Below are 19,960 nucleotides of genomic sequence, written 5' to 3'. Positions count from 1 at the left end.
ATAAGGAATGTCATCCGATACTGCTTTCCTTTTAACGGCGGAAACTCCGGTGAAGTCTACTTAAGTTACTTACTTGTTCGGTTCACAGCTCAAAGGCTACTTCCAAGGCTTATGCCCAAGTCTGTCCGGATCTGACAATAAAATTTATTGCTCTGACAGCCTTTACTCCCTACATGAAGATTTCCACCAACCATCTTCTCTCTGTGCTTTTGGTGAGTATGTACTTCTCCTTATCAACGCTTTTCTCTGTTTTTTACTAATTTTTGTTATTATAACAGGATAGAATATAGATGTCAACAACTTTTTATTTATTTGATTACGTATTTTTATTTATTTTCATCCACCGTAAAAAGCGATGCAAAATTCTGCCTAATGTTCGATATTGTCCCCAATATCAATGTAAGTTTCTTTTTGAATTATATATCATGATAAAAATCAAGATTCCTGATATGGCAAAAAAGAAAATATAGGATTGTATCATTGGTCCGAAATTATAAGCTTTACCAATCCAGACGGTATAAAAATCCTTAGTAAAATACGTGGATGGAAGTAGATTGGATACAATTCTTAAACTTTTTGGTAATTTATCCACTGTAATTCCCATCATACCACTTAAAATCATCATTCCGAAGTAGATAAGCATCGTAATCATGTAAGTCAATCCAAATTTTTTTACAAGATTTGCAATGGCGTGTGCTAAAATAAATAGTACTGCTGCAAAAATATATAAACAAACAAAATAAATAATTACACCTGAGACTACAGGCATCACGATTTCAATTACATTGCAGCCTACGATAAAGTAAATCAAAAAAGCAAAAGTCATATAAATAAATTCAGCAATCAGACGATTGATAATCGTATATTTTTCATTAAAACCAAATAACTGCATTCTAAGAGGGATATTTTTTTCAATATCCTGAGAACATGTACTGGAGTACCCCATTAAAATAGTTGCCATCGGAATAACAGCTCCAATACCAAGGAAAATAGAAGTAATAACTTCCCCCAGATAGGAATTGTCCGGCATCTCAATTGATACCGACTTGGTAATAATAATCGATAACAATATGGGAAAGCCAACGCCAAAAATATGAACGAAGGGGTTTCCGGCTACATTTCTTAATTCGTATTGTATCATTCTTAAAGAGACTTTATTTTTATTCATTGCCAATTCCTCCTGATACAGCCTGTTCTTTTGCATTAATAAAAATCAGTTCAATGTCATTGTTACTTCTTTTGTAATTCACATTGTTTTGAAGCAATAATGCTGTAATTTCTGATTCAATCTCTTGTGCATGACAGGCAAGAGCAATTAAATGCTTAGGTGATGCCAACTTTATATATTTCTTTGTTAATAACTGATTTTTCTGGTTATTATCTAGTACAATAACGGCACGGCCGCAATATTTTTTAAACAGCTCATCTTTATCTCCAAAGGCAATTACATTTCCTTTTTCAAGAATCAATAATTTATTTGTTAATTGTTCTAATTCTTCATAGTAATGGGAAACAACACATAATCCATCTTCCTTATCCTGATACCAGTAAACTAACTTTTCCACCAGCTTTTGCCGTGTTTCAAAATCTAATCCGGAAGTAACTTCATCATAGAAAGTAAGGGGTGCCTCCTGCATCATAACCAGAATAATAGTAAAACGCTGCTTTTGCCCGCCGGAAAGAACTTTAAACTTTTTATTTAAACATTTCTCAAATTCAAAATAGGAAATTAGTTCTTGAAGCTTTCGATTTTTCTTAATTCTGGTTTGCAGAATTGCTTCCATAATGTGTTTCACTGCCATGCTTTCAGCATATTCATTAAATTGCATATGAACCGCCATATCAAGGGGGCTGATGGTACTATCAATGGAACCGGTATAATTTACAATCCCTAAAAGGCTTTTTATTAACGTACTTTTTCCTGCTCCATTTGATCCAATAATACCGATACGATCTCCTTTTTCGATCGTAAGAGGATCCGTAATATTAAGAGCAGTAGTTTTGCCATATTGGACATTTAAGTTATTAATTCTTAGTAACATATTTTTATCTCCTCTCCTTTACATGGCTATCTTAACAAACAGAGATGAATCTCGTATGAAGATTCTGTGTAGATGTTGAATGAATGTGATGAAGATAATAGAAAAAGGTATATCTTATCAGAAGTTACTTCTTAATGTCTGATAAATCTATTTGCACCATCAACCCGATTATCATCCATTAGTCCTAACAATCTTATTTCTTACAAACACGTGGCTTAGGGATGGAACCAAACACTACTTTAGTCAGTACTCCTGCCTTTACATTGCGGATTTCAACTTTTGCACCTAAAATATTTGCATAATAAGCAACAATATATAAGCCAAGTCCATGGCCTTTCCCATCGCCCTTTACAAATGGCTCAAAAATATTAGGTATTAGGTCTTCATCAATATGAACATTACTATTATAAATTTCTAATTGGTTTGGCTTAGTTGAAATAGTAATCTCAGCACCTTCTTTACTATGAACGATAGCATTGGATATAAGATTATCCAGGATTTTAGCCAGTAAATTGGAATCGGTCGTTACGTAACTATCATCAGAATAATCGGTTATTAGATTATAATTACCTTCTGCCAAGGTGATTTGATAATAGGATAATTGTCCGGCAACCAGCCTGCTTAGATTAACAGTTTCAAGTGTTATACTATCTTCACAGTGGCTTAGATATAAAATGTCTTCTACAATTTTTCTCATTGACAGAAGTTGTTTTTTCACTTCTGGTAAATAGGTTGTTACATTCTGATACTTACCAATTTGGTTTATCATGCCATCAACCAACAAAAGAGCGGCAGCAATGGGTGTTTTTAATTGATGGGAGGAGGAGCGTAAAAACACTTCCTGTCGTTTATTTTTCTCGTTTAATTCATTGTTCTTATTTTCCAATGCTTTATAATTATAATCCAGTTCCTCATACAGCTCATTCAATGTCTGAATGAGAATAGCAATTTCATCTTTTCCTTTTGCCGGAAGTGAGGCATTTGCAACAATACCACTTCGCTTTACGGCTTCGGTATGTTTTACTAATCTTATAATAGGATCTACAATACCCTTGGAATATAGGAAGGAAACAACCAATGCAAATAAGACAATAACAGCAATAAGCATTGGTAATGAGTGAATTACAATTGGTGTGATTTCATTCATTTGGGGAGTTACTGTTGCGAGATAGGATATTACAACACGGTCACTGTTAAAGGTAAGCCCTATATAATTGGTATAATGATTTTCACCATCTTTTACACCGGCTTCAACAAAAATAGTATCGTTAGAAAAATAATGAATTTTCGTTGATTCGTCCCAATAATGTTCATAGTAAGATGAATCCGATTGTGTTTTCAATGCAAAAGGCAGATTGTCTAAAAAGTTGGCCTGCTTTAAAAAATCATCCCGCCATTCTAAAGCTTTTTCGTTAAAATCTTCTAAAAATGTTTTTTTATCAATATCGTTATTCGTCTTATCAATATCTTTATCCGTCTTATTAAAAGAATTCATATTAGATTTTATAAAACTTTTTATATCCAAGAGAAGTTTTTCCATACCGTCTGTTGTGGGAGTTATTGTAGTTTGAAAAGCTTTACCTGTAACAACAAAAAAATCTTCGGAAAAAGGAATATCGATTGTCATACAGCCGGGGTTTATAATTGACACATTTTGATATGAACCGTCAGCCAGATAGTTTTTATGCTGTTTCACAATAGAGTCATAATTTTCATTTGACATATAATCCACATAGAGAGACGGAAGCATAAATATAAAATACCCAAGTACCAAAATGGTCAATATGCCTGTTACAATTCCAGTATATAGAAAATTTTTATGAATGAGTTTCATGGGCGGCTCCTTCTTTATCAAATTGATAACCAACACCTATTACAGTTTTAATACAGGATACAGGTAATTTCTTTCTAAGATTTTTAATATGGGCATCAATAATACGATCATTTCCAATGTAATCTTCATTAAAAATACGAAGTATAAGCTGTTCACGGTTAAAAACCCGGTTTGGCTCCTTATATAAGGTTTGCAATAGTAAGTATTCGCTTAGTGTAAGGGGTAAAGGGCTGCCATTATAGTATGCACAATAAGCCTCTTCTTCAAAGACAAGGCCCCATGTAGCTTGCAAATTGAAAAAACTGTATTTTGTACGGCGTAAAATTGTTTCCATTCTTTTTAGTAGTATAATGGGGGAAACGGGTTTGATTACATAATCATCTGCATAACGATTAAAAGCATCCACTTGTGTCTTTTCATCTTCTAATGCAGTAAGCATTATGGTAGCTGTTTGAGGATAATGATCTTTAATGTGACTTAATACGGAAAGACCGCTAACACCAGGCACCATGATATCTAATACGGCAATATCAAAGGTATATTTATCTAATAATTTAATGGCTTCATTCCCATTTTCTGTTTCTGTTACATGATATTGGGATATGCTCATATATTCTTTTAAAACTTCTCGAATAGTTGGTTCATCTTCAAGAAAAAGTACATGATATGGTTTGTTTTCCATTGACTGTAACCCCTTTCTATATTTAAGTACTTTTCTATAATACGTATTTCATATTTTCTAATAAAGACAGCTAAATTTAAGTTTTGTTCTCAGATTTATTATAACATAACCATTTGAATTTCAGATGAAGATGATAGTACTTTAAAAAAATATTTTAAGTATGGTTGTATAAGCAATTATATTGGATATAGAGTCCATAAATTAATATGGTATAAGACAAATTTTATAGTATAATGTAACATATTAGTAAAATTATTGAAGTAACATATTATGTAAAGAACATTTTGGCATAGAGGAGGGTGTATGAAGTTTTTAATTTATGGAGCGGGAGTTATAGGTAGTATTTTTGCAGGTAAACTTTATTCGGGAGACCATGATATTACCATGCTTGCCAGAAATAAAAGGTTTGAGGAATTAAAAAAGAACGGACTTAAGATAAAAGATATTGAAGATAATGTAATTGAACAGTATAACATTAAGGTAATTGAGAAGCTGGAACCAGAGGATGTTTATGATTTTATTCTAGTAACTTTGAAATTTGGTCAGGTGGAAGAGATTCTGCCTTTACTTTCCGCGAATAAAAGTAAGAATATAATATTTTTTATAAATAATCCTTTAGGATATGATAAATGGAGATCGTACCTGGGGGAAAGGCTGATGATTGGATTTCCGGCATGTGGGGGAGAAATAAAAAGTAATATTACAGAATACTATATTAGCAAAGGTATTACTAAGGTATTTCAAACAACCACCTTTGGTGAGATTGATGGTTCAAAAACCAAACGGTTAAAAGAGATTAAGAATATTTTTACGAAGTCAGGAATTCCGTCTGCTATATCAAAAAATATGGATAATTGGCAGAAGTGCCACATAGCAGTTGTCACACCAATTGCTAATGCAATATATAAACAGAATGGAGACATAAAAGCATTAGCAGATAATAAAATGGATATTAAGGTTATGATTAAAGCTACCAGAGAAGGCTTATGTGCAGTGAAGGAATTAGGCTATAAAGTGGAGCCTATAAAGCTAAATTTTTATTTTTTACCAATACCATTCTTAGCTTTCTGTTTTGGAAAAGTATTGAAAACAAAGATAGCTGATTTTAGCATGGCAAAACATTCAAATAATGCGAAAGATGAAATGTTTGAATTACAAAAGGCATTTGAAATATTAATAAAAGATACAAAGTTAAATAAAGAACATATAGAAATATTAAGTAAGTACATAAGATGTTAAGTATATATATTAAATGGGCTCATCCCTTTCGTGAGAAGAATAGGTAGCATTATTTATATGAAATTTACATATTATTATTTAGGATAAGTAGACCAGTAGATTAGAGTGATTGCCATTACTTTATACATTGTTAAAAAATATACAATATGTACAAATATTTTAAAATAGAATTTATTGTTTCGGTACATATTACTAAAAATCTATTGACTTTCCATTATTTCCATATTATAATAATAAAAAATCGGTTGAAAGATTTGGGAGAGACTGTGTGAAAGATATTTAAACAGCGCCGAAGGTGATTCGCAATAACTCTCAGGCAAAAGGACCAAATCTGGACGATACTCTGGAAAGCATATGGCACCGACGAAGCAACTCTATGTTGTATGTGTAAGGGCAATGTAGAAGAATCTTTCAGGTAAATCAACAGAGGCGTATTGTTTTCATCAGTACGCCTTTTTTTTATACAATCTACGGGATTTAAAACTTAATGAACTAACCCGGAAGGATAAAAGATTACCAATCTTCTGCAAAATGCGCTGATTACAAGAACAAAAAGAACTGTCAACACGTATCCTAAAAAGAGTGGATAGAAAAGGAGGATTTTATGGAGAAGAAAACACCTCTTTATGAGAGCCATGTACAAAGTAATGGGAAAATGGTACCTTTTGCCGGCTATCTGCTTCCGGTTCAATATGAAACGGGAGTTATAGCAGAGCATATGGCGGTGAGAACAGCAGCAGGTTTATTTGACGTTTCTCATATGGGAGAAGTTTTAATTAAAGGAAAAGATGCTTTAAGTAATATTCAGAAGTTACTTACCAATGATTGTAGTAAAATGTATGACGGACAAGTGAAATACAGCCCTATGTGTAATGAAACAGGTGGTGTTATAGATGATTTACTAGTATATCGAATAAGTAGTGAGGAATATTTATTAGTAATAAATGCAGCAAATCGTTATAAGGATGTAAAGTGGATGGAACAGCATGTTAATGGTGAATTAGAACTAAGAGATATATCCGATGACGTTGCACAAATAGCTTTGCAGGGTCCAAAATCGGAGGAGATATTAAGGAAAGTTACAGATGAGGAAAATATCCCTTCCAAGTATTATAGTTTCGTAAAATCAGGTTTGGTTGCCGGTGTTTTATGCCTGATATCAAAAACCGGATATACTGGTGAAGATGGATTTGAATTGTATTGTAATCCGGAAGAGGTGCAGACGCTTTGGAATGCTTTGCTTGAAGCAGGTAAAGAGGAGGGAATAATCCCTTGTGGCTTAGGAGCCAGAGACACTTTGCGATTAGAAGCCGGGATGCCCTTATATGGACATGAAATGGATGATACCGTATCTCCGTTGGAAATCGGATTAGGATTTGCGGTTAAGATGGAGAAAGAGGATTTTATAGGAAAAGAAGGAATTCTCTCCAGAGGAGAAGTAAAAAAGACGCGGGTAGGCATTAAAATGATTGGCAGAGGAATTGCAAGAGAAAAGTGTCCGATCTATGCGGAGGATCAATTAATAGGCGAAACAACTTCCGGAACTCATTGCCCATTTCTTGGCTATCCGGTTGCTATGGCTATTGTAGATTCTAAGTACAGCAGTGTAGGAACTAAAGTGGCAGTGGAAGTTCGAGGGAAAAAAATAGAGGCAGAAATTATAAATTTGCCTTTTTATAAAAGAAGATAGGAGAGAATGAATTATGAAGGAGATACTATTTAGCAAAACACACGAATGGATACAGTTCTTAGATGAAACAACAGTTAGGGTAGGGCTTACGGATTTTGCGCAAAGTGAATTGGGAGACTTGGTATTCATTAATTTACCAGAAGAAGGGGATGAGGTACTGGTATCAGAATCCTTTGCTGATGTAGAGTCCGTTAAGGCAGTATCTAATGTTTATAGCCCGGTAACAGGAACAGTCAGTAAAGTTAATGAAGAATTATTAGACCATCCGGAACTGGTAAATGAAAGCCCTTATGAGGCTTGGTTTGTAGAAATTGAAAATGTAAGCGCGCAACATGAATTTTTGTCAGAAGAGGAATATGAGCAGTTCATTCATGAGGAGGAATAAGTATGGGTACTTATGTTCCAAATACCAGAGAAGAACAGCAGGAAATGCTTAAAACGATAGGATATTCTAACATGGAGGAATTATTTTCCCCACTTCCAAAGGAAGTGTTAATTCCAAAGGAAGTGTTAATTCCAAAGGAAGTGTTAATTCCAAAGGAAGTGTCAATTTCAGGAGAAGTATTACAAAACCGGAAGCTTCAAATTCCTGATGGCTTATCTGAATATGAAGTTCGAAATAAGATGACAAAAATCTCTGAAAAGAATCAGGTTTTTAAATCCATATTCAGAGGATGCGGAGCTTACAATCACTATATTCCGTCTATTGTAAAACAAATAACCTCCAAAGAAGAATTTGTTACCGCATATACACCATATCAGGCAGAAATCAGTCAAGGTGTTCTCCAGTCTATTTTTGAATACCAGACTATGATATGTGAATTAACAGGAATGGATGTATCCAATGCCTCCGTTTATGATGGAGCAACTGCAGCAGCAGAAGCTGTTTTAATGTGTGCAGAGAAGAAGAGAAAAAAGGTTATTATTTCTGAGACCATGAATCCAGAAATTATAGAAACCATAAAAACTTATTGCAGTGGACTGGATATTCAGATTGTAATAGCTCCAAGCAAAGAGGGAAAAACGGATTGTGAAGTATTGAATACTTTAGTGGATTCGGAAACCGGCGGAGTATTTATTCAGCAGCCAAATTACTTTGGCCAGATAGAAGATGCAGAAGAGGTTGGAAAGATTGCCAAAGGAAAAGAAGCAAAATATGTTATTAGCTGTAATCCGATTTCTTTAGGTATCTTAAAAACTCCGGCAGAATATGGAGCAGATGTAGCAGTTGGGGAAGGCCAGCCCCTTGGCTTACCACTTTCCTTTGGCGGCCCGTATCTTGGATTTATGGCGGCTACAGAGAAGATGATGAGAAAACTTCCGGGAAGAATCGCCGGGGAAACAAAAGACTGGGAAGGCAAAAGAGCATTTGTGCTGACTTTACAGGCAAGAGAGCAGCATATAAGAAGAGAAAAAGCTTCCAGTAATATTTGCTCCAACCAGGCTTTGTGCGCCATGACAGCTGCGGTGTATTTAAGCACCATGGGCAGGGATGGATTAGAGAAAGCGGCGGTTTTAAGTATGTCAAAGGCACATTATCTTGCAGATAAGTTATGCGAATTGGATGGCTTTGAACTGGTTTATTCAGGAGCCTATTTTAATGAATTCGTAACTACCTGTAAAGGCAATCCGGAGCATTTAATGAAACGACTGGAGGAACATGGTATTCTGGGTGGTTATCCGTTAAAAGGAAAACATGCAGGGCATTTGCTTTGGTGTGCAACAGAAATGAATACCAAAGAAGAAATCCACCAGTTAATTCATATCATAAAGGAGGCGGTTGAGAATGAAACTTATATTTGAAAAGTCAAAGGCTGGCAGAGGCTGTGACATATTACCTTCTTGTGATGTACCGGTAGTAGAACCGGAGGATAATTTTAAAAGAGAAAAAGAACTTCGTTTACCCGAGATGTCGGAAACAGATATTAGCCGCCATTATACTGAATTAATGAAAAGAACTTTTGGAGTAAATGATGGTTTTTATCCATTAGGTTCCTGTACCATGAAATATAATCCAAAAATCAATGATGAAATAGCTAAGCTTCCCGGATTTTCTAACATCCACCCCTTGCAGTCTGTTTCAACGGTTCAAGGTTGTTTGGAAGTTATGAAAAAGGCAGAAGAATATCTGTGTGAAATTACCGGAATGGATGCTATATCCTTTCAGCCTGCTGCAGGTGCCCATGGTGAATTTACCGGGCTGCTTTTAATCAGGGCTTATCATCAGGCAAGAAATGATGAGAAACGTAATAAAATCATAGTACCGGATTCTGCTCATGGAACTAACCCTGCCAGTGCGGCTATGGCTGGCTTTACTGTCATAAATATTCCCTCCACCAAAGACGGATATGTAGATATGGAGGAATTGAAGAAAGTTGTTGGAGATGACACTGCAGGCTTTATGCTAACAAATCCTAATACGGTAGGACTATTTGATAAGAATATACTGGAGATTACGGATGTCATTCATAAAGCCGGAGGCTTAAACTACTATGATGGTGCAAATCTGAATGCCATTATGGGAATAGCAAGGCCGGGTGATATGGGCTTTGATGTTGTGCATCTTAATCTTCACAAAACTTTTTCAACTCCCCATGGAGGAGGAGGACCGGGAAGCGGTCCTGTAGGCTGCAAAGAAAATTTATTAGAATTCTTACCGCTGCCTAGAGTGGAAGAAGAGGATGGCGTATATAGACTGCTATTAGAAAAAGAGGAATCCATTGGGCGTGTAAAAGGATTCTATGGTAATTTTCTTGTTGTAGTAAGAGCCTTAACTTATATTCTTACTCTGGGAGGAGATGGATTAAAATATGCTTCTGAGAATGCCGTATTAAATGCAAATTATATGATGCATAAACTAAAAGATATTTATAAAATGCCATTTCCGGAACCATGTATGCATGAATTCGTCATGACTATAGAGGATATAAAAAAGGAAAAGGGCGTTACAGCATTGGATATTGCAAAGGCATTATTAGATTATGGCATTCATCCGCCAACCATGTATTTTCCATTAATTGTACATGAAGCACTAATGTTAGAGCCTACAGAAACTGAATCCAAAGAGACCCTGGATGAAGTGATTGAAATATTTAAGAAAGTATATGAAGAAGCCATGAATAATCCGGAGTCCTTACACCATTGTCCAAAGAACACACCAATTGGAAGACCGGATGAAGTAACCGCTGCAAGAAATCCTATATTGAGATATCATTTTTAAATACGAAATATCTATAAAGGTTGAAGAAGTGTTATTTCTGAGTAAAATTTAGTGAAGATTTATGTGAAAAATGGATTTTTAAATGGTGGGAGATTCTTTACTAATTTGACTTCGCTGAATTTACCTCAGAAAGAAAATACATATTAGAAAGGATGCCACAAATTACTTCTTTAAAAGATACATTTATTCTTTAATGGGTTATTTGTGGCAGTATCCTATCTGTAGCAGATAGGGTATGCAACGGGTGATAAATGATAAAACGTATCAGATATATAATCAGTAAAGATTTTAATCCTTACAATAACCTGGCATTAGAAGAATATTTATTAAATTATGTAAAAGAAGAGGAATGTATTTTATATCTGTGGCAAAATGAAAAAACCGTGGTAATCGGGAAAAACCAAAATGCATGGAAGGAATGTAAGATTCGGGAATTAGAGGAAGATGGAGGAAGGTTGGTTCGTAGATTATCCGGTGGTGGCGCAGTATTTCATGATCTTGGTAATTTGAATTTTACTTTTCTGGTGCATAAAGACAACTATGATTTAGACAAACAACTGGAGGTTATCATACAGGCTGTAAAAAACCTGGATATTCATGCGAAAAAAACAGGCAGAAATGACATTACAGTGGAGGGAAGAAAATTTTCCGGTAATGCATTTTACAGGTCTGGAAACCGCTCTTATCATCATGGCACTATTCTGATTTCTGTTGACATGAATAATCTTTCAAAATATTTAAACGTTTCCAGAGATAAATTAATGTCAAAAGGAGTGGAATCTGTAAAATCACGTGTAATCAATTTAAAAGAATATAATCCCAATTTAGATATAGATAGAATGAAGGAAGAATTATTGCATGCATTTGGTGAAGTATATGGCTGTGAATTAACCCCCATAGATCAAGAGGAATTGGATGAGCAGGAGATGAAGGTCTTAGCAGAAAAGTTCTCTTCCTGGGACTGGATTTTTGGAAAGAAAATGGAGTGGACTTATTCTATGGATAGAAGATTTTCATGGGGGAATCTAGACTTCAATTTTGCGGTAGAATCCGGCAGGATAAGCCGGTGTGTCATCTATTCTGATGCTATGGATACCTGGTTTGCGGAGTATATACCAGACTATTTGCAAGATTGTTTATTCACATCAGAACATATACTGGAAAGGCTAAATAAAATTTCGGTTGATGAGGCTAGGAAAGATTGTATGCAGGATATAAAAGATATGGTTTATAACGAAAGATTATAAATAATTATATTCATGAAGTAAGAATGCCACAAACTGATTTTCTCAAAGCTGAAAGAAAATATAAAGAAAGTGTGCCATAAAGGATTCTTTCAATCGCTTATTTATGGCAGTATCATACCTGTAAATAAAGTATCAATCAGAAGGCAGGATGATTTACAAGGGGTGTAGATATGAATGAACATTATGATTTAATTATAATTGGTTCCGGACCGGGAGGCTATGTTGCAGCTATCAAAGCAGGTCAGCTTGGTAAAAAAGCTGCAATCATTGAGAACAGAGAATTAGGCGGAACTTGTCTAAACCGGGGATGTATTCCCACAAAAACCATTATGCATTCCTCAAGGCTGTTTTATGAAGCAAAGAATCTGCAAGAAGCAGGAATTGAGGTAGAGGGTCTACGTTTTGATATGAATAGAATACAGGAAAGAAAAGAAGAAGTTGTTTCCCGGATTCGAAAAGGTATCAAAAGTTTATTAGAGGCCAATAAAGTTACTGTAATTTCTGGAACTGCAACTATTATGGACGGCCATAGGGTCAGGGTGATACAGAATTCGGCACAAGAGGAGAATACAAATCAGGAACCAAGGGAATTATCAGGAGATAATATCCTGATAGCAACCGGTTCTCAGCCCTTTCTGCCGCCTGTTGAAGGAATCTCTCAAGAGAATGTAGTCACTAGTGACCAACTTCTTTCAGAAAATGACTTCAAATATCATAACTTATTAATAATTGGCGGAGGCGTCATTGGGATTGAATTTGCATCCATTTATCAGGAGTTTGGCAGTCAGGTAGAAATCATAGAAGCAATGGATCGAATTCTGCCTTCCATGGACAAAGAAATTTCTCAAAGTGTTGCCATGAGCCTAAAGAAGAAAGGTGTAAAGATACATACAAAATCTGTTGTTAAAAGGATAAGTAAAACAGATCAATTGCTTTGTGAATATGAAGACAGTACAGGAACTCATTTTGCACAAGCAGATGGAATCCTTGTTGCAGTGGGAAGAAAGGCCAATACCAGAGAACTTTTTAGCCCTGAATTTTCATTGGAAATGGAAGGGGATAAAATAAAGGTAAATGAACATTTTGAAACCAGTAAAGAACACATTTATGCTATCGGTGATGTTATAAAAGGAATTCAGCTTGCCCATGCTGCATCTGCTCAGGGAATCAGGGCGGTGGAAAATATGTATGGAAAGAAGCAAAGCATTGAACTTTCTGCAATACCTTCTTGTATATATACCTATCCCGAAATAGCAACTGTAGGTTTAACTGAAGAAGAAGCTAAAGCAAAAGGTTATGTAGTGAAAACAGGCAAGTATCCAATGTTGGGTAATTCTAAAATAATTTTATCCGCAGATGAGAGAGGATATATTAAAGTAGTCTGTGACTCTTCCAATAATAAAATCTTAGGAGCTCAAATAATATGTCCAAGAGCAACAGATATGATTGGTGAATTTACCACGGCTATGGTAAATGGACTTACAGCAGAAGATTTGGGAAAAGTTATAAGACCTCATCCTACTTATGGAGAAGCAATTACAGAGGCTGCAGAAGATGTGAATGGCATGGCAATTCACATATTTCCCAAAGGCATGAAATAGATTTGAAAAGTTATTTTTAGCACAATTCTTTATGTCGAATTATAAAGAAAAACTTGTTAATATGTCGTATTTGCTATATAATAACTATTAACAAGGGAGGTGCTTTATGTATAACTTGAAGGACTTAGAGGCTATATTACAAGGTAAGAGTTCTTTAAATCAAATCTTTGATAATAACAGAATTGTATATGTAGATAATCATACCATTTGCAAATATATAGATGGCAAAATCACTCCAACCAAGGAAAAATGTTATGGTATTTGGGAACAGGATGAAATATGCACTAACTGCACATCACATCAGGCATTTATAGAGCAAAAGCAAATTATTAAATTACAATACTTTAAAAACAATATCCTTCTTGTTATTTCCGTACCAATCTGTATTAATGAAGCACCTTATGTTTTGGAATTAATAAAAGATATAACTGAAAGTATGGTTTTTCAGGATAGTATACATCATGAAAATTGTGAATTAAGGAACTTAATCAATCGATTGAATATAATTTCTGAAAAAGATCCATTTACAGATTTATTTAATAAAAAATATATAGATAAACAAATAAAAGAAGATATACGAAATGCAAAAAAGAATAATGAAAACTATGTGTTGGCGTTAATTGATATAGACAAATTTAAGAACGTAAATGATACTTACGGACATATTTACGGTGATATGGTAATTAAAGATATTGTAAATATCATTCATAAGCATATAGACGGACGTGATTGCTGGGCGGCCCGGTATGGTGGTGATGAGTTTTTGTTGGTTTTTCGTAATAGAACCTATGAGGATGTACAACGATGCTGTAAACTTATTACAAATGAAATTAATTATAAAAGTTACTCAAGAGATAGTAAAAAGTTTCATATTACAGTCAGTATTGGTATTTATCAGTTCAATCCCCAAAGGGACACTTATGAAACTTTGATAGATAACGTTGATGCAAAAATGTATAATGATAAAAATAAAATATAATTCTACAAATAAGAATCAGTACAGAGTCTCCACGTGAGGCTCTTTTTTAAATCTGTAATAAGATAAATAATTTTTTATTAAATTATGAAACTTTCTTCATTTTTCGGGGATAATATTTAGGAAACCTTAAGGTTTATTTTTCATAAATTGTGTTATACTGTAAATAAGCACATACAGTATAGTTATATAGAATAAGGAGGATTATAAAATGGACGCTAAGAAACTATATAAATCTAGTAATAATAAAATGCTATGCGGTGTATGCGGCGGAGTGGGAGAGTACATAAATCTTGATCCTACTATTGTAAGATTATTATGGACTATATTTGCATTTACAGGCTGGGGTATTATTGCTTATATTATAGCTGCAGTAATTATTCCGGAACAATAATTAAAATATTATTCTTGGTGCCTTAAGGGCATCATGTTTGGAGTGTGAATTAGAAACTGTTTTACAGTTTCTAAAGAAATATGATAATAAAGCGGAGGGCAGGCAAATGTGTCACGCAAAAGGTACAAAAATAAAGAAATTTACATTGAATATTGGCATAATTGTCACCATTGTCACCATGTTATTTCTGACTGCATGTAAGAATAATAAAGGTACTGATTCAGGAGATATAAATCAGGAACCCACAACTACACCAGTGGTTACTGCTGCTCCAACAGATGTACCGACAGAAAACACAGATAATGCAAAGGAAGAACCTACAACCCTGCTAACCATTGCGGATTATTTCCCATTTAAAGAAGATGCAGAGTATGTATATGAAGGTGAAGGAAATGAATATGCTCCCTATGTAGTTTATACAGACTATGTAAAAGAAGATAGCATACAATTAAGAAAAAGCAATAGTGGAACAGAGGTAGTTATGGTACTAAAGTATGAAAAGGGAGAATTAACTAAAGTCTTATCCCGTGAGGAAGCCTATTACAGGGAAAACTTCATTGGTAAAACAGAAGGTGAAGCTGAGATCTTATTAGAAGAACCTTTAAAACAGGGTACCGAATGGACTATACCAGGAAATCATAAAAGATATATTTCCAATGTGGGAGTTGATATTACTACTCCATCCGGTGACTATGAAGCCCTGGAAGTTACCACAGATGAAGAAGGTGGGAAAAAGGTAGATTACTATGCTCCCGGTGTAGGATTAGTCAAAACTGTTTACAACGGAAAAGACTATCAGGTGACTTCTACTTTAGGTAAAATCAATGCCAATACACCATTTAAACAAACAATTTCTATCTATTATCCAACTGCTGAAGAAGTTATCCATGTGGAGAATAAGGAGTTAAGCTTTAATACCAATGATATCACAAGGATAAAGTTAGAGGAGGCTGTTAAAAATATTACCAAAGAAGATAACAGACCTCTTATAAGCACTAACACCAGGATTAACAGCCTTTATTTAAGTAAGGATAATGTTGTTAATGTTGATTTTTCCAGAGAATTAATATCCGAAATGAATGCCGGAGCAGGCTATGAGGCACTAATTCTACAGTCTATTACCAATACCCTGGGGGATTACTATGGTGTTAATGAAGTTTATATTACAATAGATGGGAATCCTTATGAATCCGGTCACATCCTCTTAAAGAAGGGTGAAACGTTCAAAGTAAATTATGATAAAGTAAAAAAATAATGATATAACGATAGAACATTTAAGGAACCGGGGCACTGAGAAGTGCCCCTTTCCGTTTTTTTTGCTTCCTCTTCAATCTTGCTATCTATCGTTGTTAATTATTATCTTGTTTCAAAGGAAATGTAACCCTCCAATTTCCCTCTGTTATCATACCGGAAGTTACAAAATTTCCATATAAAGAATAATTACCAATTTCCTTCTGCGAAACATCAAAAACAAATTCACAATAGTCAATTCCATCCGACTGTTCGTTGTGATTTGAAAAAGATATACTATAATTATAATCCACTGTATTACCGTTGCTATCTTTTAAAAAGAAAAAACCATGGTTATCATTTTTTAAATGATCCTTAATTGCTATTTGTATATGAAGCTTATCATCAATATAACCCATTGCAGTCAGGTCAATACCGTCTACAGGGAATTCCGTCATTGCTTCTGAAGGCGTAAGAACAGTAAATTCACCTTCATCCTTATACTTTTCGTAATCTTTTCCGCCACCTCCTGTTGTATGTACCTTTTGAGTACTTTCTCTATTAGTAAGCAAAGAAAGGTCTGCCGGAATCTTAACGTCACTATAATTCTTTTTATGGCTTAAAAACCCTTTTACAGAAAAAGTAATTTTGTCACCAGCGATCTTTTGCTTTCCCCATTCAGTAATTGAAATCAAAAACGTTGCAGTCTTTGTCTTTTCGTCGTAACCGACACCCTGACAAGTAGCAGTACTGCCAAATGGACGGTTTATGGAGCAACTATCATATAAATCAATACTGTCATCAATACGGTCTTCTGTTAAATCCTGCATTGTTATATAAATTTCGGCTGCATTGTCGTGGATATAAGCTGATATCACCTCCATTTTTATACCATTATCTTCATCAGATTCTTGTACAGGTATAAAGAATTGGGCTATACTCGGAGATACTACATATATAAGTTGATAAACGGGTTCTACCGTTGCTGCGAGTACCGGAATGGTTAAAAACATACAAATACAAATTGCTGTAATGGCTGTCAACGGTCTAAAAAAGGATGAAGTTATAATATTCTTCTTTTTACTGTTGTCATGAGCTGATTTCAAAACAGCACTTAGTAGTTCATCGCTTGGGTGAACTTGATTAATCATATGTTTATATTTTCTTTTAAACATCATAATCCTCCTTTAATAAATTTTTGAGCAATGCTCTTGCGCGGGTAAGTTGCGTCCTAACTGTAGAATTTTTTCGGTTTAATACTTTACTGATTTCATCAAGTGACATATCTTCATAGTAAAATAAGTGAATGACCTCACGATATTTTAATGGCAATTGCTGCAATTCATTATTAAGATCTATGTCGTCTTTGGTTTCAAAAGGCATGGTCTCTGACAAAGGTTCGATTTTTCTTTTCCATACAGAACCCCACAATTTATTTGAACAGTTTATTGTAACTCTGATGAGCCATGCTTTACGATGTTCTTCATTTTCAAAAACAGGCTGCTTTTTTAAATATCGTATGAATACTTCTTGAAATACTTCATCCGCATCATACTTTGTTCCTGTTCGGGCAAAAGCAAGACGGTACACCATATCGGCATAAAACTTTATAACATTTTCTGCGCAATCATCCGTACGTAATGATTGTGATTTCAAAATCCAATCCCCCTTTCACTATTAACACCCCTGATGTAAGAAAAATGCTACATATATATTAAATTTCATTTAAATATTATTTATCGTACTATTTTTGCGATGTTTAAATACAAAAGTAACTTTCGCTTAGCAAACATGTATATTGATAATCGTATAATATTTTTTGAATGAATTCTATTATACCTATTCATACTAGTTTATAAAGTGAAGATTTGAATATAAATACAAATAGAAGAAGTGATTTGGATGTAACAGTTACAGTGCCTAGGCTGTTTACAGTATTTACATTCATGTTCAATTATGATAAAGTATTTGGAGAAAATGAAGTAATATAAACTGGAGGAAGCTATGAAAAAAATTATCGCTATAATTTCTGAAGAATTAATGCAGGCGTTTGAATCTAAAGGCTATGATTCGCAATATGGAAATGTAACTTTATCCAACCGTCCTGATTTATGTCAATATCAATGCAACGGTGCCCTTTCTGCGGCAAAAGCATATAAGAAAGCTCCAATCATGATTGCGAATGAAGTAGTAGAAGTATTAAAAGACAGTAAAACCTTTGAGAAAATAGAAGCAATTATGCCTGGCTTTATTAATATTTCTGTAAAAAGTGAATTTTTTGCGGATTATCTGAATGAAATGAACAGGTCAGAACAGTTTGGACTTGAAAAAACAAGTGAACCAAAAACTATTGTAATAGATTATGGCGGACCTAATGTAGCAAAACCTCTCCATGTAGGGCATCTTCGTTCCGCGGTTATTGGTGAAAGTGTTAAAAGAATATGCAGATATGCAGGACATAATGTAATTGGAGATGTTCATCTTGGAGACTGGGGACTTCAGATGGGACTTATTATTACAGAATTAAAGAAAAGAAAACCGGAGCTGGTGTACTTTGATGAAAGTTATACGGGAGAATATCCGGAGGAAGCTCCATTTACCATATCTGAATTAGAAGAAATATATCCTGCAGCCAATGAATATTCCAAAACACATCCGGAGTATAAAGAAGAAGCAAAAAATGCGACCTTCTTATTGCAAAATGGTAATAGAGGTTATATGGCTTTATGGAATCATATTCTAAATGTTTCTGTTACTGATTTAAAGAAAAATTATGAAAAACTTAATGTTAGTTTTGACCTTTGGAAGAAGGAAAGTGATGCACAACCCTATATACCTGACATGATTCAATATCTAAAAGATAATAGTTATACTAGAATCAGTGAAGGAGCATTGGTGGTAGATGTTAAAGAAGAAACAGATACAAAAGAAATTCCTCCCTGTATGATTCTTAAATCAGACGGTGCTACTTTATATAACACTACCGATTTAGCAACCATGGTAGAGCGTATGAAGTTATTCCGTCCCGATGCTATCACATATATCGTAGATAAAAGACAGGAATTATATTTTGAACAAGTATTCCGTTGTGCGAAAAAAACCAAATTAGTGGATGAAAATGTGAAACTTACCTTTCTGGGCTTCGGAACCATGAACGGGAAGGACGGAAAGCCATTTAAAACAAGAGATGGCGGTATTATGCGTCTTGAAACGTTAATTAGCGAAATTAACGATGCGGTTTATCAAAAGATGCTAGAAAATCGTGAAATGCCGGAGGAAGAAGCAAAAAGTATATCCAGAAAAGTTGGTTTGGCTGCATTAAAATATGGTGATTTATCCAATCAGGCTTCAAAAGATTATGTATTTGACATTGATAGATTCATATCCTTTGAAGGAGATACCGGCCCATATATTTTATATACCATAGTTCGTATTAAATCTATTGTTGCAAAATATAAAGAACTGGTTGGAAAAAGCGAAATAGAAGCAAGTACTATACTTCCTACTGATATAAAAAGCGAAAACAGCTTAATGCTGCAAGCTTCCAAATTTAATGATGTAATTATGAATGCTTATGAAGATAATGCGCCTCACAGAATCTGTCAATATATTTATGAATTGGCCAATGCATTTAATAGTTTTTATCATGAAAACAAAATCATAGCAGAGGAAAACAAAGAAAAACAACAATCATGGATAGCCTTAATCATGCTTATAGAGGAGATATTAGAAACCTGTATTGACCTATTAGGATTTGACGCTCCTGATAGAATGTAACAATTTTTTTGCCGAAAAAACAAAAAAA

General features: G+C 34.4%; 17 protein-coding genes and 1 riboswitch. Of the genes, 11 read left to right on the top strand and 6 right to left on the bottom strand.

The genetic code is table 11. The features are described from left to right. Nucleotides 1-394: 394 nt before the first annotated feature. From RT261_RS06090 to RT261_RS06075, 4 genes are all read right to left on the bottom strand, one after another. Nucleotides 395-1,168 carry an ABC transporter permease gene (locus RT261_RS06090; protein WP_313130679.1) on the bottom strand — a complete coding sequence of 258 codons (774 nt, stop codon included), beginning with the start codon at nucleotides 1,166-1,168 and terminating at the stop codon, nucleotides 395-397. Continuing rightward, nucleotides 1,161-2,042 (bottom strand): ABC transporter ATP-binding protein, encoded by an 882-nt coding sequence (locus tag RT261_RS06085; RefSeq protein ID WP_313130677.1) that lies wholly within the window; start codon nucleotides 2,040-2,042, stop codon nucleotides 1,161-1,163. Before RT261_RS06085 ends, RT261_RS06090 begins: the two co-directional genes overlap by 8 nt. A gap of 193 nt (nucleotides 2,043-2,235) precedes the next feature. Beyond that, nucleotides 2,236-3,876 (bottom strand): HAMP domain-containing sensor histidine kinase, encoded by a 1,641-nt coding sequence (locus RT261_RS06080; RefSeq protein WP_313130674.1) that lies wholly within the window; start codon nucleotides 3,874-3,876, stop codon nucleotides 2,236-2,238. Beyond that, nucleotides 3,860-4,558 (bottom strand): response regulator transcription factor, encoded by a 699-nt coding sequence (locus tag RT261_RS06075; RefSeq protein WP_313130672.1) that lies wholly within the window; start codon nucleotides 4,556-4,558, stop codon nucleotides 3,860-3,862. Before RT261_RS06075 ends, RT261_RS06080 begins: the two co-directional genes overlap by 17 nt. A gap of 303 nt (nucleotides 4,559-4,861) precedes the next feature. Between RT261_RS06075 and RT261_RS06070 the strand changes: the two genes are divergently transcribed. From RT261_RS06070 to RT261_RS06025, 10 genes are all read left to right on the top strand, one after another. Beyond that, nucleotides 4,862-5,797, top strand: a complete 936-nt coding sequence (locus tag RT261_RS06070; protein ID WP_313130669.1) for a ketopantoate reductase family protein — start codon at nucleotides 4,862-4,864, stop codon at nucleotides 5,795-5,797. Nucleotides 5,798-6,042: 245 nt separating this feature from the next. After that, a riboswitch (glycine riboswitch) is annotated at nucleotides 6,043-6,135 on the top strand. A gap of 266 nt (nucleotides 6,136-6,401) precedes the next feature. Then, a complete protein-coding gene (gene gcvT, locus RT261_RS06065; RefSeq protein WP_313130667.1) occupies nucleotides 6,402-7,487 on the top strand; it encodes a glycine cleavage system aminomethyltransferase GcvT in 1,086 nt (361 codons plus the stop codon). A 13-nt stretch (nucleotides 7,488-7,500) separates the two neighbouring features. Beyond that, complete coding sequence (gene gcvH, locus RT261_RS06060) at nucleotides 7,501-7,872, top strand: glycine cleavage system protein GcvH (RefSeq protein WP_313130665.1); 372 nt, start codon at nucleotides 7,501-7,503, stop codon at nucleotides 7,870-7,872. Between the two features lie 2 nt (nucleotides 7,873-7,874). After that, complete coding sequence (gene gcvPA, locus RT261_RS06055) at nucleotides 7,875-9,290, top strand: aminomethyl-transferring glycine dehydrogenase subunit GcvPA (RefSeq protein ID WP_313130663.1); 1,416 nt, start codon at nucleotides 7,875-7,877, stop codon at nucleotides 9,288-9,290. Continuing rightward, nucleotides 9,274-10,707 (top strand): aminomethyl-transferring glycine dehydrogenase subunit GcvPB, encoded by a 1,434-nt coding sequence (gene gcvPB / locus RT261_RS06050; RefSeq protein ID WP_313130662.1) that lies wholly within the window; start codon nucleotides 9,274-9,276, stop codon nucleotides 10,705-10,707. Before gcvPA ends, gcvPB begins: the two co-directional genes overlap by 17 nt. A gap of 251 nt (nucleotides 10,708-10,958) precedes the next feature. Next, the gene (locus RT261_RS06045; protein WP_313130660.1) at nucleotides 10,959-11,954 is read left to right on the top strand and encodes a lipoate--protein ligase; all 996 of its coding nucleotides are present in this window, start codon (nucleotides 10,959-10,961) and stop codon (nucleotides 11,952-11,954) included. Between the two features lie 170 nt (nucleotides 11,955-12,124). Further along, nucleotides 12,125-13,555: a dihydrolipoyl dehydrogenase gene (gene lpdA, locus RT261_RS06040; RefSeq protein ID WP_313130657.1), complete on the top strand. Its 1,431-nt coding sequence runs from the start codon at nucleotides 12,125-12,127 to the stop codon at nucleotides 13,553-13,555. 106 nt (nucleotides 13,556-13,661) lie between these two features. Further along, a complete protein-coding gene (locus RT261_RS06035; protein ID WP_313130655.1) occupies nucleotides 13,662-14,534 on the top strand; it encodes a GGDEF domain-containing protein in 873 nt (290 codons plus the stop codon). Between the two features lie 208 nt (nucleotides 14,535-14,742). Then, complete coding sequence (locus RT261_RS06030; protein ID WP_313130653.1) at nucleotides 14,743-14,925, top strand: PspC domain-containing protein; 183 nt, start codon at nucleotides 14,743-14,745, stop codon at nucleotides 14,923-14,925. 106 nt (nucleotides 14,926-15,031) lie between these two features. Continuing rightward, entirely contained in the window at nucleotides 15,032-16,180 is a 1,149-nt protein-coding gene (locus tag RT261_RS06025; protein ID WP_313130651.1) for a GerMN domain-containing protein, read from the top strand. A 94-nt stretch (nucleotides 16,181-16,274) separates the two neighbouring features. On the opposite strand, the gene RT261_RS06020 is transcribed toward RT261_RS06025, so the two are convergent. Continuing rightward, a complete protein-coding gene (locus RT261_RS06020; protein WP_313130647.1) occupies nucleotides 16,275-17,330 on the bottom strand; it encodes a hypothetical protein in 1,056 nt (351 codons plus the stop codon). Further along, nucleotides 17,323-17,811 carry an RNA polymerase sigma factor gene (locus RT261_RS06015; RefSeq protein ID WP_313130645.1) on the bottom strand — a complete coding sequence of 163 codons (489 nt, stop codon included), beginning with the start codon at nucleotides 17,809-17,811 and terminating at the stop codon, nucleotides 17,323-17,325. The genes RT261_RS06020 and RT261_RS06015 overlap by 8 nt, the downstream gene beginning before the upstream one ends. Nucleotides 17,812-18,159: 348 nt before the next feature. Between RT261_RS06015 and argS the strand changes: the two genes are divergently transcribed. Then, nucleotides 18,160-19,932, top strand: a complete 1,773-nt coding sequence (gene argS, locus RT261_RS06010) for an arginine--tRNA ligase (protein WP_313130643.1) — start codon at nucleotides 18,160-18,162, stop codon at nucleotides 19,930-19,932. Nucleotides 19,933-19,960: the final 28 nt, after the last annotated feature.

It is taken from the genome of Anaerocolumna sp., assembly GCF_032079385.1.
Taxonomy (GTDB): Bacteria; Bacillota; Clostridia; order Lachnospirales; family Lachnospiraceae; genus Anaerocolumna.
Note: the sequence above shows the minus strand (reverse complement) of the source record. Positions and strands in the feature narration are given on the sequence as shown.

Bases quoted from the DNA above. Each gene is read 5' to 3' on its own strand.
- RT261_RS06025 (WP_313130651.1), top strand. From the start codon at position 15,032: ATGTGTCACGCAAAAGGTACAAAAATAAAGAAATTTACATTGAATATT.
- RT261_RS06045 (WP_313130660.1), top strand. From the start codon at position 10,959: ATGATAAAACGTATCAGATATATAATCAGTAAAGATTTTAATCCTTAC.
- gcvPB (WP_313130662.1), top strand. From the start codon at position 9,274: ATGAAACTTATATTTGAAAAGTCAAAGGCTGGCAGAGGCTGTGACATA.
- RT261_RS06070 (WP_313130669.1), top strand. From the start codon at position 4,862: ATGAAGTTTTTAATTTATGGAGCGGGAGTTATAGGTAGTATTTTTGCA.
- RT261_RS06075 (WP_313130672.1), bottom strand. From the start codon at position 4,558: ATGGAAAACAAACCATATCATGTACTTTTTCTTGAAGATGAACCAACT.
- RT261_RS06030 (WP_313130653.1), top strand. From the start codon at position 14,743: ATGGACGCTAAGAAACTATATAAATCTAGTAATAATAAAATGCTATGC.
- lpdA (WP_313130657.1), top strand. From the start codon at position 12,125: ATGAATGAACATTATGATTTAATTATAATTGGTTCCGGACCGGGAGGC.
- RT261_RS06080 (WP_313130674.1), bottom strand. From the start codon at position 3,876: ATGAAACTCATTCATAAAAATTTTCTATATACTGGAATTGTAACAGGC.
- argS (WP_313130643.1), top strand. From the start codon at position 18,160: ATGAAAAAAATTATCGCTATAATTTCTGAAGAATTAATGCAGGCGTTT.
- gcvT (WP_313130667.1), top strand. From the start codon at position 6,402: ATGGAGAAGAAAACACCTCTTTATGAGAGCCATGTACAAAGTAATGGG.
- gcvPA (WP_313130663.1), top strand. From the start codon at position 7,875: ATGGGTACTTATGTTCCAAATACCAGAGAAGAACAGCAGGAAATGCTT.
- gcvH (WP_313130665.1), top strand. From the start codon at position 7,501: ATGAAGGAGATACTATTTAGCAAAACACACGAATGGATACAGTTCTTA.
- RT261_RS06020 (WP_313130647.1), bottom strand. From the start codon at position 17,330: ATGTTTAAAAGAAAATATAAACATATGATTAATCAAGTTCACCCAAGC.
- RT261_RS06035 (WP_313130655.1), top strand. From the start codon at position 13,662: ATGTATAACTTGAAGGACTTAGAGGCTATATTACAAGGTAAGAGTTCT.
- RT261_RS06090 (WP_313130679.1), bottom strand. From the start codon at position 1,168: ATGAATAAAAATAAAGTCTCTTTAAGAATGATACAATACGAATTAAGA.
- RT261_RS06085 (WP_313130677.1), bottom strand. From the start codon at position 2,042: ATGTTACTAAGAATTAATAACTTAAATGTCCAATATGGCAAAACTACT.